This is a genomic window from Rhodoferax sp. TH121 (assembly GCF_002251855.1).
GTDB lineage: Bacteria > Pseudomonadota > Gammaproteobacteria > Burkholderiales > Burkholderiaceae_C > Allorhodoferax.
Window position 1 is genome coordinate 1 of record NZ_NOXW01000009.1, and the last position, 16,579, is coordinate 16,579.

At 62.9% G+C, this 16,579-nt stretch carries 18 protein-coding genes; 4 read left to right on the forward strand and 14 right to left on the reverse strand.

Features of this window, described 5'->3' with window-relative positions:
* Positions 1-105: 105 nt before the first annotated feature.
* The 5 genes from CHU94_RS00140 to CHU94_RS00160 all read right to left on the reverse strand — a co-directional run bounded on the left by CHU94_RS00140 (position 106) and on the right by CHU94_RS00160 (position 3,353).
* The gene (locus CHU94_RS00140) at positions 106-489 is read right to left on the reverse strand and encodes a hypothetical protein (RefSeq protein ID WP_094475521.1); all 384 of its coding nucleotides are present in this window, start codon (positions 487-489) and stop codon (positions 106-108) included.
* A gap of 41 nt (positions 490-530) precedes the next feature.
* A complete protein-coding gene (locus CHU94_RS00145; protein WP_217901269.1) occupies positions 531-959 on the reverse strand; it encodes a ribonuclease E inhibitor RraB in 429 nt (142 codons plus the stop codon).
* 132 nt (positions 960-1,091) lie between these two features.
* On the reverse strand, positions 1,092-1,304 hold the full coding sequence (locus tag CHU94_RS00150) for a hypothetical protein (RefSeq protein WP_094475523.1): 213 nt from the start codon (positions 1,302-1,304) through the stop codon (positions 1,092-1,094).
* Positions 1,305-1,422: 118 nt separating this feature from the next.
* Positions 1,423-2,181: an SDR family NAD(P)-dependent oxidoreductase gene (locus tag CHU94_RS00155; RefSeq protein ID WP_094475525.1), complete on the reverse strand. Its 759-nt coding sequence runs from the start codon at positions 2,179-2,181 to the stop codon at positions 1,423-1,425.
* Positions 2,178-3,353 (reverse strand): patatin-like phospholipase family protein, encoded by a 1,176-nt coding sequence (locus CHU94_RS00160; RefSeq protein WP_141211341.1) that lies wholly within the window; start codon positions 3,351-3,353, stop codon positions 2,178-2,180. The genes CHU94_RS00155 and CHU94_RS00160 overlap by 4 nt, the downstream gene beginning before the upstream one ends.
* Here CHU94_RS00160 and CHU94_RS00165 point away from each other — a divergent pair.
* Together CHU94_RS00165 and CHU94_RS00170 are read left to right on the forward strand one after the other, a co-directional pair.
* Entirely contained in the window at positions 3,322-4,545 is a 1,224-nt protein-coding gene (locus CHU94_RS00165; protein WP_176451879.1) for a dual specificity protein phosphatase family protein, read from the forward strand. The genes CHU94_RS00160 and CHU94_RS00165 overlap by 32 nt on opposite strands.
* An 18-nt stretch (positions 4,546-4,563) precedes the next feature.
* Positions 4,564-5,169, forward strand: coding sequence for a CDP-alcohol phosphatidyltransferase family protein (locus tag CHU94_RS00170; RefSeq protein WP_094475531.1), 606 nt, complete (start codon positions 4,564-4,566; stop codon positions 5,167-5,169).
* Positions 5,170-5,177: 8 nt separating this feature from the next.
* Here CHU94_RS00170 and CHU94_RS00175 read toward each other — a convergent pair whose 3' ends face one another.
* The 9 genes from CHU94_RS00175 to CHU94_RS00215 form a co-directional block, all read right to left on the reverse strand.
* Positions 5,178-6,986, reverse strand: a complete 1,809-nt coding sequence (locus CHU94_RS00175; RefSeq protein WP_094475550.1) for a bifunctional alpha/beta hydrolase/class I SAM-dependent methyltransferase — start codon at positions 6,984-6,986, stop codon at positions 5,178-5,180.
* Between the two features lie 42 nt (positions 6,987-7,028).
* Complete coding sequence (locus CHU94_RS00180) at positions 7,029-7,925, reverse strand: phosphatidate cytidylyltransferase (RefSeq protein WP_141211342.1); 897 nt, start codon at positions 7,923-7,925, stop codon at positions 7,029-7,031.
* A gap of 174 nt (positions 7,926-8,099) precedes the next feature.
* Complete coding sequence (locus CHU94_RS00185) at positions 8,100-8,726, reverse strand: TetR/AcrR family transcriptional regulator (protein ID WP_094475534.1); 627 nt, start codon at positions 8,724-8,726, stop codon at positions 8,100-8,102.
* A 16-nt stretch (positions 8,727-8,742) separates the two neighbouring features.
* Complete coding sequence (locus CHU94_RS00190) at positions 8,743-9,747, reverse strand: ABC transporter substrate-binding protein (protein WP_094475536.1); 1,005 nt, start codon at positions 9,745-9,747, stop codon at positions 8,743-8,745.
* Between the two features lie 53 nt (positions 9,748-9,800).
* A complete protein-coding gene (locus CHU94_RS00195; RefSeq protein WP_255033680.1) occupies positions 9,801-10,652 on the reverse strand; it encodes an ABC transporter permease in 852 nt (283 codons plus the stop codon).
* 8 nt (positions 10,653-10,660) lie between these two features.
* Positions 10,661-11,554, reverse strand: a complete 894-nt coding sequence (locus CHU94_RS00200; protein WP_094475540.1) for an ABC transporter permease — start codon at positions 11,552-11,554, stop codon at positions 10,661-10,663.
* Complete coding sequence (locus tag CHU94_RS00205) at positions 11,541-12,368, reverse strand: ABC transporter ATP-binding protein (RefSeq protein WP_094475542.1); 828 nt, start codon at positions 12,366-12,368, stop codon at positions 11,541-11,543. Before CHU94_RS00205 ends, CHU94_RS00200 begins: the two co-directional genes overlap by 14 nt.
* 156 nt (positions 12,369-12,524) lie before the next feature.
* The gene (locus CHU94_RS00210) at positions 12,525-13,160 is read right to left on the reverse strand and encodes a response regulator transcription factor (RefSeq protein WP_094475544.1); all 636 of its coding nucleotides are present in this window, start codon (positions 13,158-13,160) and stop codon (positions 12,525-12,527) included.
* Positions 13,157-15,115: a nitrogen regulation protein NR(II) gene (locus CHU94_RS00215; RefSeq protein ID WP_176451880.1), complete on the reverse strand. Its 1,959-nt coding sequence runs from the start codon at positions 15,113-15,115 to the stop codon at positions 13,157-13,159. Before CHU94_RS00215 ends, CHU94_RS00210 begins: the two co-directional genes overlap by 4 nt.
* Before the next feature lie 62 nt (positions 15,116-15,177).
* On the opposite strand from CHU94_RS00215, the gene CHU94_RS00220 reads away from it, so the two are divergent.
* Complete coding sequence (locus CHU94_RS00220) at positions 15,178-16,188, forward strand: DctP family TRAP transporter solute-binding subunit (protein WP_255033681.1); 1,011 nt, start codon at positions 15,178-15,180, stop codon at positions 16,186-16,188.
* Between the two features lie 136 nt (positions 16,189-16,324).
* A partial coding sequence (locus tag CHU94_RS00225; protein ID WP_141211343.1) for a tripartite tricarboxylate transporter TctB family protein occupies positions 16,325-16,579 on the forward strand: 255 nt, incomplete at its 3' end.

Consider the following 16,579-nt stretch of genomic DNA (forward strand, 5'->3'; position numbering starts at 1 on the left):
TCGCAGTCTATCGCCACGAAACCAAGGCGCCTGCAGACTGACTGCAGACATTCTTCGCTCCTAAACGATCATTAACGTCGCCGCATCGGCCGATGCCGCAGGTTGCTAGACACCCGTGACCTCACGGCGAAAGTAGCGCGTCATTCGCCAGAGTACGAATGAGAAGATGCATGTGAATGTGATCATCCGAGATAGATACGGCTCAAGAAAGTAACGGATGACGTTTCCTTTTATATCTCGGACCACTACAACCTTTGCAGCATTGCTATCCGGCGAAGACTCTAGTGACACGAGGTCTGCACTCGGACGGCCGAAGTCCGGGTCAAGAAAATACATGATTGCGAAGTACAGACTGTAGCCAACGAGCAAACTCACCGCGACGAAAAGCCAGCGCCTGGAGATTTTGCGCCAGACGAAAGCCAAGGCTACGGCAATCAAAAGCGCGGGCAGCAAAAGAAATATCGCCAATTGTGTGAACAGCAGTAACATGTCCGTGCCGTCTAACGTGATGTATATCCAACTAGTCCGTTTTATTTACTCGCCGCCGGAGCTGGGCCTACGTCCATTCCGTCGTACGACACTATCGACAGGCGCTCTGCCAATAGGTAGAGCTCGTTATTGCGGGCATACAGCGATTTCGGCGTATGAGCTTCGACCTTCTCAACATGCAAGCGGAAAAAATGCTTGCCCTCGACTTGCTCTAAACCTACAACCCGGTATCCGGAACCCTGAAGCTCAGACGCAGCTTGCTTGAGCTTATTAAGATTCTGGTCAAAGAAAAAATAGCCCCACAAGAGCGGCCCATCAACGTCCCACTTCGTTTTGGTACGTATGTTGGAGAACATTGTCTCCAGTTGTTCAAGTTGAATTCTCTTCGCTTGCTGCGCCCAAGATGTAGTTGACCCGGCAGTCAAAGCGAAAGCTAAGAGAATAATAATGAAGTAGCGGTGTTTCTTCATTGATTGAGGGGGAGTTTTATAGGCTCTAATTTTCCAGTGGTCATTTTTACCCACTCAGATCGCGCCGAATATCCCCCATTTGGTGGATTTTGTGAACGACCGCTTCCGCCGCATTGCAGCCGCCTATTGGCGCTACACCCGCCCCAACGCCGCCCGAATCCGCGCAATCGTCTCTTCCATACGCGCCCTGCTCGACACCTCCAGCCCCAGCTGCCTAGCGATATCGTTGACGATGGCGGCGTTGAGCGGCAGGCCACCGGCGTCTACGGCGCGGATGAGGTCGCGGGCACGCTGCTCGGCAGAGAGGGGCCTGCGCCTTCCGAGCAGGAAATCAAGCCATTTCATGGATTCAGTGGAGTTTGTCGGGGTCCGTTGAAGCAAAGCATATGCTCCTGATTTAGGAGCTGTTTGCGCACATTTTATGAGGGCTAGAGGCCTATTTGGCTCAAAAACGTGCCCCAAATCACCCCTGCCGGGTCCGGCCCTTGGGCAGCACCCGGCGCAGCAGGGGCCACAGGGGCAGGCGGTTGAGTACGGCAATGGACCAGCGCATCTGCCAGGGGAAGACAGCGGTGGCTTCCTTGCCGTCGATGGCTTGCACGATGCGCGCCACCGCCTGCGCTTCGGACATGAGAAAGGGCTTGTGGCTGGCGTCGCCGCCATTCAGATCGCGCAGTTTGGCGGTGTCCATGTAGCCGGGCACGATGGCGGTGACAGCAATCGAAAAAGGCGCGAGCGCCATGCGGTAGGTTTGGCAGATGCTGAGCACGGCACGCTTGCTGGCGCTGTAGACCGAGGCGCCGGGGTAGTCTTTGAGCAAACCCGCCACCGAGGACACGGCGACCAGCTGGCCGCTGCCTTGCGCCAGCATCTGCGCAGCGGCCAGTTCAAACGCATGGCTCAGGCCGCTCACATTGGTTTGGAGCAGGCGCAGGGTGGTGGCCGCGTCCAGCACGTGGTCGCGGGTGTTGAAGTACATGCCTGCGGTGACGATGAGCAAGTCCAGCCGGTCGGGCGCAAAGCCGGCCAGTGCGGCGGCCAAGGCACTGGGGTCGGCAATGTCCAGCGCATGGGCTTGCAGGCGCGGGTGGCCCTCTACCGCCGTGCCGCGCAGGCGCTCAGTGTCGCGACCGCAGACGGCAACCGCGTGCCCGTGTTCCAAATAATGCCGGGCCAGCGCCAAACCGATGCCGCTGGTCCCCCCAATCACCATGACCTTCATACCGCTCCCCGGTTGTACGCATTGACCCTACGCATGCCAGCCTGAGCGCCGCGCGGCCTGCGCGCAAAAGCCTCCAGACCGCGTTGGTAGCCGTAGTCCCACTGGGCTTGCATGTGCTGGGCAAACACGGCGTGGCTGACCGGTGGCTGCAGCACCAGGCGGTTGTTGCACCAGTCCATTTTCTTTTGCATGGTTTGCGTGGGCAGTGCCTGGCTGATGTCGGAGCTGTCGATCCACACATCGGCCTGCTGCGCGTGCACATGGCGCAGGCGCTGGTGCGCATCCATGCCCAGTACAGCACGCCAGGCAGGCGCCGAGGTGAAGGGCTCAAACTCAGACTTGAACTCGATCACCACCTGGTGCGCCAAGCGCTGCGCCAGCTCGATGGGCAGCAAATCCACCACGCCCCCTAGGTAGTGCGCATCCCCCCGCGGGTAGGCAGGAAAGTAGAGCATGTCGGACACCGAGATGCGCACCGCCTCCGGCAAGGGCATGGCGGTGTCGACTGCTACCGTGGGGGCCACCACCGTGTTGCCCCACTGCGCCCCCTGAAACGGCGAGCGCACCCCTTGCAGCAGCTGCGCCGTGCGCGGCGGGGCAAACACGGTTTCTTCCAGCAACTTGCGCTGGCCGCGCGGCTGGCCGACCTCGTCTTGCGTGAACATGAGGCGGCTGCCGATGATGGCCACGTCGGGCGTGGCGTGGCGTTCGGATGCGGTGGGTGGTGTGGGGAATGCAGGCAAGGCGGGAGGCACAGCAAACAGGTAGTCGCCAAACAGGTCGGGCACCGTGGGGGCTGCCCCGCGCTGCAATGCGCGCCGCGCCACACCCCACATGGTGCGGTGCAGTGCAGCACTGGGCCCGGGCGTAAAGCGGCTCCAAAACTGGTACATCTCTGGCGATACCAGCCAGGCGCGGCGCTGTGCATCGTCTGGCACACTGTGAATCAAGGCCGCCGCGATGGAGGCACCACAGCTGGCCAACACCACATCGGGCGGCTCGCCCACTTCACATGCTGCTGCGTATTGCCCCAAGTAAATGCCATACCGAAAACCGCCACCGGCCATCACCATGCAACGTTGGTATTTCTGCGCGTCTGTCATGGCTTCAACATAGCACACCGCCACGCACGTCATGCGTATGCCAACCTCGACTTCGACGACATCGTTCACCTCCCGCGCCACCACGGCGCAGCGCCTGCGCCACGGGCTACTGAATGCGCTGGTCTTTGGCCTGTGTTACCCCGTGGCCAACTTGTTGGCACAGCAACAAGGCATTGGTCGCAACGTGGCCACCGCCTGGGACGCACACATCGCGTTTGTGCCCTGGATGGTGCTGCCCTACATGTTTTCGGGGGTGTTTTTTGTGGGCAGCTTTGCGGTGGTGGGCTCACTGGACGCCCTGCGGGTGCTGAGCCAGCGCCTGTTGCTGGCCACGGTACTGGCCTGCCTGGTGTTTGTGCTGGTGCCGCTGCGCTTCAGTTTTGAGCGGCCCGAGCTGACGTCTGCGCTGTGGGCACCGCTGTATGCCCTGTTGGGCGTGGTGGACCAGCCCTACAACCAGCTGCCCTCGCTGCACGTGGCCTATTGCTGCATTTTTTGGTTGGCCTGGCGGCCGCTGTGTGCGACCTGGGCCACGCGGTGGGCCTTGTTCCTCACGTTGGGCCTGGTGTCCGTGGCCACGCTGTTCACCTACCAGCACCATGTGCTGGATGTGCTGGCCGGGGCCGCGCTGGGCGCAGCCTGCGTTGCGCTGGTGCGGCCCCGGCGGCAAACGCCTTGGGTGGCCCTGTACTACGCACTGGGAGCGGGCGTGGTGGTGGTGCTGGGCATGGCGTGGTGGCCAGGGTGGCTCACGGCCTACTGCGCCGCCAGCCTGCTGCTGGTGGCACAGGCCTATGCGCGGGGGGATGCGAACTTTTTGCACAAAACCCGGGGACGCTTTGCCTGGTGGGCTTGGCTGTTCTATGCGCCCTACCTGCTGGGCTACCGCCTGACCTGGCTGGCCGTGCAATGGCGCGAGCGCAAGAACCCGCCGTGTGCGGAGGTGGCGCCGGGCCTGTGGGTCGGGCGGCGCCTGAGCCAGGCACAAGCGCAGCAGCTGCCCCCCGGCTGCACCGTGGTGGACCTGGCCAATGAGCTGAGCGAGACCCCGGCATTGCGCAACACGCGCTACCACCATGTACCCCTGCTGGACCTGGTGCCCCCCTCCGCTACCGATGTCCAGCGGGTGCTGGCCATCGTGCACGACGCGCTACAGTCCGGGCACCCGGTGTACCTGCATTGCGCCATGGGCTACAGCCGCAGCCGCCAGATGGCCAGCGCCTACCTGGCCCAAAATCCGCAAGCGGGCTGCCCCTCCTGACATTCACGCCACCTGTTCATGCGTATTTCTGTTTACCAGCTCAAGCCCCGTTTCCAACAACTCTTGCAACCCGTGCTGCAAAGCCTGGCGCGCTGGGGCATCAGCCCCAACCAGCTCACCGTGGGTACCACCGCGCTGATGCTGCTGTATGGCGTGGCATTGGCGCTCTACCCTGGCTGCCAAGCACTCTGGTACGGCCTGCCCCTGGTGCTGCTGGTGCGCATGGCCTTGAATGCACTGGACGGCATGCTGGCCAACGCCACGGGCCAGAAAACGCCCCTGGGCGCCATGCTCAACGAGCTGTGCGACCTGGTCTCGGACGCCGCGCTCTACCTTCCGTTTGCCTTGGTGCCGGGCATCCATGCGGGCTTGGTGGTGAGTGCGGTGGTGGTGGCCTCTTGGGCCGAATGCACCGGCCTGGCCGCGCTGGCAGCGGGCACGCAGCGCCGCTTTGACGGGCCCATGGGCAAGAGTGACCGGGCCGTGGCCTTTGGGCTGCTGGGCCTGCTGGTGGCCAGCGCGGCCACGCCCGGTTGGACCAACGGCCTGCTGGTGCTGGTGCTGGCACTGCTGGGCTGGACGCTGCGCAACCGCGTGCGCGCAGCGCTGCGGGCGCTGGGCTAGGAGCTAGCTCAGGCCTGGGCGCCTGTGCCCGCAGGTTCGTGGCGCGCCACGGACACGGTGAATATGCCCTCCAGCCCAATCGTGGTGGCTACTTTGCGGCAGCCCGCACTGGCTACCAGCGCATCCAGCTCGGCCTGGGGCCGTGGCCGCATGGTCCAGGGCTGGCCCTGGTGGTTGTTCAGGGTCTTGGCAATCAGCTCTATCTGGGGGTGCCAAGGCTGGCCGGTGTACAGCAGGTGGCCGCCCGGCTTGAGCTGGCGCACCACGCCGCGCAGGGAGCGCAGCACGGCAGCGTTGTCGTTGAACAGCTCATACAGGCCGGACACGATGACGATGTCATAGGGCGCTGAGCCGTCGTCGTAGCTGGCGTCGGCAAAGGCGTCGCGCTGCTGCAGTTCGGGCAGCTGCTTGAGCTGCAGTTGGTCAGCCAAGTGCTGGGCTTGCTGCAGGTTGTGCGCTGCGTAGTCGCGCAGGGTCACATGGATGTTGCGGTCCTGAAAACGCTTCACGGTCTCCAACACATAGCGGCCACCGCCTGCGGCGATGTCCAGAATCCGTAGCGGCTCGGTGGCCGGGTGCTGGGCAATGCGTTGCGCCAGCGCCTCTTGCATCTGCCAGCGGCGCAGGCGGATGCCGCGCCAGCCCACGGCGCCAAGGTAGCCGCCGTCCACTACCTTGCCAATGCCCCAGTCGCCCTGCGGCTGGTTGCCATACACGTAGTCCAGCGAGGCACCCGAATCAAAGCCATGCTCCAGGCCAATGCGCATGCCCTTGCTGAGCCTGCCCAGGCTGCCCAGCAGCACGCGCTGAAGGGCGTAGAACGCACGCTTCGGCCAGGGGCCAATTTCGTCTCGCAGCAGCGCCTGGTACTGACGCGCGCTGGCGCTGTGGGTGTCTGCTGCGTGGTAGTGGGCGGCGGGCAGTGGTGCCTGGGCAAAGCAGGCGTCGATGAAGGTGCGCGCCTCTTGCACGGCCTGGTTGCGCACCGCGTCGCTCTCGTAAAAGATGGCGTGGCGGCAGTCCTTGAGCACTACCAAACGCTTGAGGCTGGAGGACAAGCGCTCAAAGAACAGCTGTTGCGGCGCCTGCTTGACCACATAGTCCTGGTCGGCCACCAGCATCAGGATGGGCGTGTCGATGGCGCTGGCGTCATGCACCACGCGTTGGGCGGTATCGGCCAGGTCCAGCAGCACGCGGGCCGAGATGTTCTTGGTGATCAGCGGGTCCGCATCGTAGGCCAGCGCTTGCTCTTTGGAGTGCGTGAGCATGCTGGAGCGGATGTAGCTGGTGACAAACAGGTCTTTCTTGAAGCCCATGGCCAGGCGCAGCGCCGGTTTGGCCAGCGGCACATAGAGGTTGATGTCAAACGCCGCCGCCGCCATGACCACGCCGCGCACACCAGGCGCATAGTCGTGCAACCAGGTAGCGGCAATGACGGCGCCCACGCTGTTGGCCACGACCAGGGTGTTGTGCGGGGCAATGCCGTGGCGCGCCTGCAGGTGGCGCACAAAGTCGTCAAAGTCACGCACCAGGGTTTCAAAGCCGGGTGCATCGCCACGCTCGCCGGGCGAGTGGCCGTGGCCCCGTGCGTCCCAGGCAAAAGCCCAGTCCTGCGTGCACCCCAGCTGCTCCACCAGCGCCTGGATACGGCCCGAATGCTCATGCCCGCGGTGCAGAAAGATCAGGGCACGCGGGCCGCCATCCGCCTGGGCTCGCGGCTGCTGCGGCTGCCATGCGCGGTAAAACAGGCGGGTGCCGTCTTGGGTGTCAAAGCCGGCCTCGTGGCAGGTCCAGGGGGCCGAAGGCAAAGCAGTCATCATGGAGTTCCTGTGTAGAAAAGAGTGCAGCGCAGGCTGCATTTAGTGCAGCGTGAGGTGCAACACGGCGTAGAGCACAGGGGCTGTCAACACCAGGCTGTCGGCCCGGTCGAGAATGCCGCCGTGCCCGGGGATCAGATTGGAAAAATCCTTGAGGCCCAGCGCACGCTTGGCGGCCGAAAACATCAAGTCGCCGAAAAATCCGGCCAAGGAGAGGGCAGCCCCCAAGGCCAGCAAAAAAGGGCCGGACGCGAGCTGCAGGTGCGAGCCCAGTGCGAGCGAGACCAGCGCACTGACCACCACGCCACCCAGCAGCCCGGCCCAGGTTTTGTTGGGGCTGAGGGTTTTGGCAATCTTGTGGTGCCCCAGGCATTTGCCGCAGATGAACTGCGCCACGTCGTTCAGCGCGGTCACGGTGAACAGGTAGAAAAACCAGGCCCGACGTTGCGCCATGTCCAGAGGCAATTGCTCCAGCTGCAACACAAAGCCCAGCCCGGCGCATAGCAGGAGAAACAGCAAGCAGAGCAAGCGCGCAGGAGATGGTTGATGCCAGAACCAAATGAACTGAACCAGCATCAGCGCGGGCATCAGTGCAATCGCACCCGGAAGCTCTGCACCCATCACGGCCAACTGCAACGCCAGCAGGACGGCACACGCCCACTGAAAACGCCGGGGTGCCGTGGGGTGGTGCAGGGCCAGTTCGCGCCACGCCAGCGCGGCAATCAGGACCACCAGCACGCTGGGGCCCCAAGGGTACAGGGCCCAGGCCACGCTGAACACCGGAAAGATGTACCACCAGGCATTGACCTGCAGCCGCAGCATGCCCGGCGGCGATGCGCGGCCCCGCCACATGACCGTGACCGACGCAGCACCCAGCACGAAGTACAGCACCAGCATGGCTGACGTTGTGGCACTGTCGAAAACCAATCCCTGAAACACACCTTCTCCCTGAAGACAGCTCGCAGGGCTAGAGTGTAAAGAGTCGGCTGACAACGTTTGCAAGCCCCCATTTGGGGCTCGGAGCGGTGCACCCTGGTGCGTCAGCAAGCCAATAGTGCTCCTGCTTGTATAGCTGCTCGCGCAGTATTGACGAGGGCCAGAGGCCGATTTGGCTTATAAACCGCAGCCGCGCAGGATTAGCGACACCACATGTTCGGTGGCGCGTTCGAAGTCCTTGGGGGTGAGTGCGTCCTGCTCCAGCACGGCGCAGATCTGCACGTCGAAGTCGGCGTAGGTTTGGGTGGCGGCCCAGATGGTGAAGAACAGGTGCATGCCGTCCACCGGGGCCATGCGTTGGGCGTCAACCCAGGCTTGCACCACGGCGGCTTTTTCCAGCAAGAGGGTTCGCAGCTCCTTGGCGAGCAGACTCTTGACCACGGGGGCGCCGTGCAGCAGTTCGTTGGCAAAGACCTTGGAACCATCAGGCCGCTGGGCAGACAGCTCCATCTTGTCGCGGATGTATTGGGTCAGGGCCTTCTTGGGGTCGGCGTCGACCGTGATGCCGTGGGTGGGCACCAGCCAGTCGTTGAGGATGCGGGCCAGCACTTCGCGGTACAGCACTTCCTTGCTGCCAAAGTAATAGTGCAGGTTGGCCTTGGGCAGGCCGCTGGCCTCGGCAATGGCGGCCATGGTGGCGCCGCCAAAGCCGGCACGCGCAAACACTTTCTCGGCAGCGGAAAGTATCAGGGCCTCATTCGCCTGGCGAATGAGGCCCTTGGGAGCATCGGCAACGTGGTTCATGCTGCCGATTGTCCAATTACTTCTGTGCAGCTTCCCAGATGGCGTGGGAATACGCAGCCTTGCCCGGGTCTTTCTTGATCACGGGGTCGCTGCCACCGGCCAGCAACACCTTCACGGTACGCTCGTAGGCGGCAGGTTCCAGATAGCCAATCTTGGGTGTGCCTGCATTGGTGATCAGCTTGGCCACGTTTTCCATTTGGCGCTTCTGCACCTTCAGACTGGCGCTACCGGAGGTGTCAGCCGACACTACGGCCTTGGCGGCACCCTCGGGGTCCTTGACCGCAGCGTCCCAGCCCTTGAGCGTGGCTTTCAGGAACTTGCCCATCTTGGCGACAAAGGCGGGGTCTTTCAGGTTGGACTCCAGCACATACAGACCGTCTTCCAACGTGGCCACGCCTTCTTTTTCATAGAAGAAGGTGACCAGGTCTTTTTCCTTCACACCAGCGTCCACCACTTGCCAGTATTCGTTGTAGATCATGGTGGAGATACAGGCAGCCTGGTTTTGCAGCAGCGGGTCGACGTTAAAGCCTTGCTTCAAGATCTTGATGTCGGAGTCGGTCTTCAGGCCGAGCTTGCCCATCCAGTTGAGGAAGGGGTATTCGTTGCCGCCGTACCAGACGCCCAGGGTCTTGCCCTTGAAGTCTTTGGGGCTGGCGACGCCACTGGCCTTTTTGCAGGTCAGCATCAGGCCAGACTGGTTGAACACTTGGGCCACGTTCACCAGCGGCACACCGGCTTCACGCGCGGCCAAGGCGGAGGGCATCCAGTCCACCACAATGTCTGCCTGCTTGCCGGCGATGACCTGCGTGGGCGCAATGTCAGGACCACCGGGTTTGATGGTCACGTCCAGGCCGGCGTCTTTGTAGAAGCCCTTGGCCGCAGCCATGTAGTAGCCGGCAAACTGGGCTTGCGGCACCCACTTGAGCTGCACAGTCACCTTGTCGGCGGCTTGGGCGGCAAAGCCGGCAGCAGCCAGCGCCAGGGCCAGCAGGCTCTTGGCGCATTGGGAAGAACGAATCATGGAAAGCTCCTTCTACGGGTTAATGAAAAACGCAACACGGACCTAGCGCGGGCTCACCCTTCGCGCACTGAGGGATGCCAGAACGCCGCGCGGCGCTCCAGCTGTACTAGCAAGGCATAGGCCAGCGACCCGGTGACCGCCGCCACCACGATCGCGCCCCAGACCAGCGGCATGTTCATGCGCGCGGCCTCGGTGCTGATGCGAAAACCCAAGCCCGATGTGGGCGAGCCGAAAAACTCGGCCACGATGGCACCAATGAGTGCTAGCGTGGCATTGACTTTGAGCGCCCCAAAGATGAAGGGGAGTGCGGCCGGCAGGCGCAGCGCCAACAAGGTGCGCGGGTAGCTGGCGGCGTAGCTGTACATCAACTCACGCTCCAGCTTGCCCGCGGCCTGCAGGCCTGCCAAAGTGGACACCAGCATGGGGAAGAAAGTCATGAGCACGACGACCGCTGCTTTGGACGGCCACTCGAAGCCAAACCACATGACTGCAATGGGCGCCACGCCGACCAGAGGAATAGCGCTGGTGAGCGAAGCCACAGGCAAGAGGCCGCGCTGCAAAAATGGCATGCGGTCAATCGCCACCGCCACGGCAAAGCCCAGACCACAGCCCAGCGCCCAGCCAATCAATACCGCCTTGCCCACGGTTTGCACAAAGTCGCCCCAGAGCTTGGGGGCGTGGTCACCGATGGAAGAAATCACCAGGCTGGGCGCGGGCAACAGCACACGCGGCACATCCAGCGCGCGCACCAAAATCTCCCAGAACACCACCACCCAGGCACCAAACAATGCGGCCGTGGCCATGCCCACCCAACGCCTGCCATTCAAAGCTGCCATTCGGTAAACGCTGTAGCCCGCCACCAAAGCCAGGAGCAGCATGCCCGGCCAGAACCACACGGGAGTCATGCCTTCTGTCATACGCCCCCCCGGCTGCGCAGCACCAGGCGCTCCACGGCAGCCACGATGCCAGTAAGCGCCAAGCCCAGCAACGCCGACATGACCAATGCCGACCAAATTTGGGTGGTCTGCCCGTAATAAGAACCCGTGAGCAGGCGAGCCCCCAGCCCGGCTTGTGCGCCGGTGGGCAACTCCGCCACCATGGCCCCGACCAGACCCGCCGCCACGCCCACGCGCAGTGCAGGAAACAGGAAAGGCAAAGCCGCAGGCAAGCGCAACAGCCACAGCGACTGCCAGCGCGATGCGGCATAGGTGTGCATCATTTCGGTCTCAATCTTCTGCGGAGAACGCAGCCCCTGCACCATGGCCACGGTGACCGGAAAGAAACAGAGGTACATGGCGATAAAAGCCTTGGGTGCGGTGCCAGAGAAGCCCAAACTGCCCAGCACCACCAACACGATGGGCGCAATGGCCAGCACCGGCACGGTTTGCGAGGCAACGATCCAGGGCAGCAGCGCCTTGTCCAGCGTGCGGCTGTGCACGATGAGCACCGACAGCAACAAGCCCAATGCCGTACCCAACACAAAGCCCAGCAACGTGGATTGGCCGGTGACGATGACGTGGTAAATAAGGTTGCGCGGCGAGTCGATCGGCCACTCGGTCAGACTCTCGTAGAAGTCCATGGCGACCTGGTGGGGCGCGGGCATGAGCGGGCGCTCCATGGTCATGGTGGCCTCGAACAGCTCCATCTGGGTGTAGCCCGCTTCTTCGTCCAGCACACGCTCGATGGCGCCTTGCGCATTGAGCCCCCAGGCCGCGCCATACCAGGCCACGACGACTGCCAGCAAGACGACGGCGACGGGCAACCAGTCGTGAACGATGCGTTGGACGGGTGTTCTAGTGGTGGCCATCGGCGAGCGCCTCACGCACCTCATGGGCCAAGGCCACAAATTCCGGCGTATCCCGCAGCCCCAGGTGGCGCTCATCGGGCAATGTCGATTCGATGACCTTAACGATGCGCCCAGGGCGCGGCGACATGACCACAATCTTGGTGGACAGGTAGACCGCCTCGGCAATGCTGTGCGTCACAAACACCACGGTGCGGCGCTCGCGCTGCCAGAGCTGCTGCAACTGTTCGTTGAGCCGGTCGCGCGTGATTTCGTCCAGCGCGCCAAAAGGCTCGTCCATCATCAAAATTTTGGGCTCAAACGACAGTGCGCGGGCAATGGATACACGCTGCTGCATGCCGCCCGAGAGCTGCCAGGGGTACTTGCCTTCAAAGCCCTTGAGGCCCACACGCTCCAGATGTTCCAAGGCAATCGCCTTGGCCTCGGCCTTGCCTTTGCCCTGGATCTGCAGCGGCAAGGTCACGTTGGCCAGCACATTGCGCCAGGGGAAGAGCGCAGGCGCCTGGAAGACATAGCCATAGGCCCGGGCCAGGCGCGCATCGTGCGGGCTCACACCATTGACCAGCACCTCGCCGGCGCTGATGTGCTCCAGGTCGGCAATCACACGCATCAGGGTAGTTTTGCCGCAGCCGCTGGGGCCGATCAAAGAGACAAATTCACCTTCGTGAAAGTCCAGGCAAATGTCGCTCAGGGCATGGACGGGGGTGTCGGCCGTTTGGTAGACCACGCTGGCATTGCGCACCTCCACGGCTTTGCGCGCTGGCGTGCCAGCAGGTGGAGGGGCCAGCTGCCCGTTGAGTGCTTCGGAATGGTTCATTGACGCTCAGTGCTAGGGTCTAGGCCGCACCACAATGGAGCACAGCCACCAGTTCATCGCTCACAACCTAACCAATTGGTCAAGTTACGGTTCGATACTAGCCAGTTCCGTGCCACACACACCACTGGGGTTTGTACGGGGACAGCGTGGGCAGCCTCAGGCCTGCGGTTTGACGATGGGCTGCAGGCGGCCCAGTTTGTGGGCCAGCTCAATGGCCGAACTCACGCCCATCTTCTCGAAGATATTGGCGCGATGGAATTCCACCGTGCGCTGGGTGATGCCCAGATGATCGGCAATGTTCTTGTTGTAGTGACCCAGAATCAACTGGTCCAGCACCTCACGCTCGCGCGGACTGAGCGAGGCCAACGCGTAACGCAGGCGGTGCGCTTCCTGGTTCGCATTGCCGTCGGCGGCGGCGGCGGCCAGGGCCTGCTCCACGCGATCCACCAACACGTTGTCCTGGAACGGTTTCTCCAGGAAGTCCCAGGCGCCGTTCTTCACCGCCGCCACGGCCATGCCCACATCTCCATTGCCAGTCAAAAACAACACCGGCCAAGGGCAGGCCATAGCCTTGAGTTGCTCAAAGACCTGCAGCCCGGTCATGGGGACCATGCGAATATCCAACACCACCACAGCCTGGGGCCACGCACCGTGCAAGGCCTTGGCAGCCTCCAAAAATGGCGCACCACCATCCCAGGTGGTGGCCTGGTGGCCGCGCGAGTCAAAAAGCCACGCCAACCCGTCCCGCATGTCGGGGTCGTCATCAACGATATGGATGGCGGTGGTGCTCATGGGGTGTCTGCCTCGGGTGCGTATTGTGAGGCCAGGGGCAGCTCCACCGTGAAACGGGCGCCTCCCAGCACTGGGTCGCGGTCTACCGCAATCTCGCCGTGGTGGGCTTCCACGATGGAACGGCAGATGGCCAGGCCCATGCCCATGCCACCGTCTTTGGTGCTGTAGAAGGCTTCAAACACATGCTCGCGATCTTCTTCGTGCACACCGGCGCCCGAGTCGGCTACACACAACACGGCCACCTGCCGGTTCATATCGGCATGTACACGCACCTGTACCAGGGCAGGTGCGTCAGCCTGGGCGGCTGACTCCTGAGCATTGCCCAGCAAGTTGTTGACCAAATGCTCCAACAACAGTTCGTCGGCCGCTATCCAAACCGGGCCCACCGCCTCCACCCCTTGGGGTACCACGCGCTGCAACACTGCCACCAAATCCAGGTGCTGCAAAGAGATTTCGCGGCGCCGTGCAATCGCATTGACGCGCTGGATGATGCGCCCGGCCTTCTCGGCCAGCACCGCGATGCGGCTGACCACCGGCACGGTGTCTTGCGGGCTGATGCTGCCTGCGTTGAGACGGTTGAGCAGTCCCGTGGCAAAGCTGCTGAGCGCACCCAGCGGCTGGTTCAGCTCATGGGCCAAGGTGGACGCCACTTCGCCGACCGCTACCAAGCGGCCTGTCGCATCCAGGCGCTCTTGCTGTTGGGCGGCCAGGCGCTGTGCGCGTTTGCGTTCACTGATGTCCAGTACCGAGCTCATCCAGCCTATGTGGGAGCCATCGGCGGTGTGCAGGGGTGCCTCGTGGATCAGCACATCGACCAGTGTGCCACTGCGGTGCTGGAACTGCACTTCGACACCTTGCTGTTGTGTGCCTTGGGCCAGGATGTCGTCGTGTACCTGCTGCAGCCCGCGGGTCTGGTCCTCGGGCCAATAGGGCATGGGGGCCGACTCACCCACCAACTCTTGCACCGAGTAGCCCACCATGCGACAAAAGGCATCGTTCACATAGAGCACCTTGCCACCCAGATCCCAGGCGCGCAGGCCAATGGTGACGGAGTTCTCCATGGATGTCCGCAGGGCCACTTCGGCCTCCAGGCGGGCCTGCACCTGCTGACGTTTCACGATGTCACGTCGCAGCGCCCACAGGCTCACCAGCATGCCACCCAAGAACACCATGGCCACCAACAAAAACAGGCGCGGCACGGTGGCCGGGCGCTCCTGCACCGGAGTGACCTCCAGAAACACATCCGAGCCTGCAAGGTTCATGGCAGCACGAAAGGGCCGCAAGGCACCGGCACGTGCGGGAGGCGCCTCGCCCTCGTCCAACACCAAGCGCACCGCGTGGTCTTTGGCAAACCAGCCAGGCACCAGTGCGGCCACCGCCCGGTTCAAGGACAGCGCAGCGACATAGTTGCCGACAAACTGGCCCCGCTCAAAGTAAGGGACTGCCAGCCATACGGTGTCGGTCAATGTACCGTTGGCCTCCTGCATGGGTCCTGCATAGGCAGAGCGGCGCAAGCCCTTGGCGGTGGAGTACATCGTGGCCAGGGCTTGTGCGTTTTGCACATGGGTGGCCTCATCGGCCACCCAGCGCACAGGCACCGGGGTCTGAACGGCCCCAACCCAGCCCTGGTCCAGCAGCACGCCAGGCTCGCGCCACAAGAGCCCGCCCTGCACCTCGTTCATTTGTCGCGCCGCCGTGCGCAAATCGTCTTCCAGTCGACGGAAATGAAACTGCACGCTCTGCTCCAGCCACTGCGCATCGGCGGCCTGACGGCGCGCATCCTCTTCGACTTCGAAGTGCTGCAGGTACAACACCAGCGCAACCACCGAGGCCACCACCAGCGCCAAAAATCCCAACAACCACCCACCCGGCCACGGGCTGCGCGCCACACCGGGCGGATCGCCATGGCGCAGCAAAGCAAAGTCGAAAGACGGGTCCGGTGAACGGTCAGGCATGGCGGGTGCGGGGGTGCACTCGCATAATAACGAGCATGCACGACCCTGCACCTCCTGCCCCCATGGGCCGCCGCACATGGCTGCGCGGCTTGGCGTGTACGGCAGCGGCCACCTTGCCAGCCATCGGACAGGCGGCAAGAGAAATCACCATCCGTCTGTCCCATGTGGTGGCGCCTGACACGCCCAAGGGCTTGACGCTGGAACGTTTTCGCACCCTGGTGGAAGAGCGCAGCGGCCAGCGCATCCGGGTACAGATCTACCCACAAGGCCAGCTGTATGGCGACCAGGACGAGATGCAGGCGCTGCAACTGGGGGCGATTGACATGGTGGCGCCGTCGCTTTCCAAATTTGGGCCCATTGGGTTTCCCGAGTTCGAATTGTTTGACCTTCCTTTTTTGTTTGACCGGGTGGCGGATGTACGCCGACTCACGCAAGGCCCGGTCGGCCAACGTCTGCTGGACCGCCTGGGCCGACAGCGCTTGCTGGGGCTGGGCTTTTTTGACAACGGCTTCAAACAAATGAGCGCCAACCGGCCCCTGTTGGAGCCTGCTGATTTTGTCGGCCTGCGCATGCGGGTCCAGGCCTCGCGCGTGATTGCGCAGCAGATGCGGGCGCTCGGCGCGCGCCCGGTCACCCTGCCCTTCAGCGAGACACGGCGGGCACTGGAAAGCGGGGTGGTGGACGGCACGGAGAACCCGGTGTCCAACTTCTGGACCCAAAACATGCAGGTCGTGCAACAAGACCTGAGCCTCACCCAGCACGGCTACCTGGGGTATGCAGTGGTGACCCACCAACGCTTCTGGTTCGAGCTATCCAGCCGCGACCGTGCATTGGTGCATGAGGCGCTGCGTGAAGCGCTGGAGTTTGGCAACAGCATTGCCGACGCCCACAACGACAAGGCCCTGACCGCCCTGCGCGTCACAGGTGCGGTTCGCATTCACACACCGACGGCCGCGCAACGCCAACGTTTCAAATCGGCGGTCATGCCGGTACAGGCGGAATTGGCCCGGCGCATCGACCCCGCGTGGCTAAGCGCCGTGCGCGAAGCCCTGCCCTCTACACGGGCCGGGTAAACCCTAGCTGTTGAACGCCACAGTTACCTGCAACGGGCGTCCTGACTAACCTTCGCGCTTCGTTTATTACGGCGCCTCACACGTCCGACACCAGGACCAGGGGGGTGACAGACCTATAACAACGAGGACGATTCACTTGAAAATCCAAAGCCAAAAAGATTTTTTCTCAGGCCTGATGTTCATGGGCGTAGGCGCAGCCTTTGCCTGGGGCGCGACGGGGTACACGCTGGGAGACGGAGCACGCATGGGCCCAGGGTACTTCCCACTGGCCCTGGGCGTATTGCTGGCCTTTTTGGGCAGCATCATCACCTTCAAGGCCCTGGTGGTGGAAACCGCCGATGGTGACAAGATCGGCAAGATCGCCTGGAAGCCCCTGTTCTTCATCATCCTG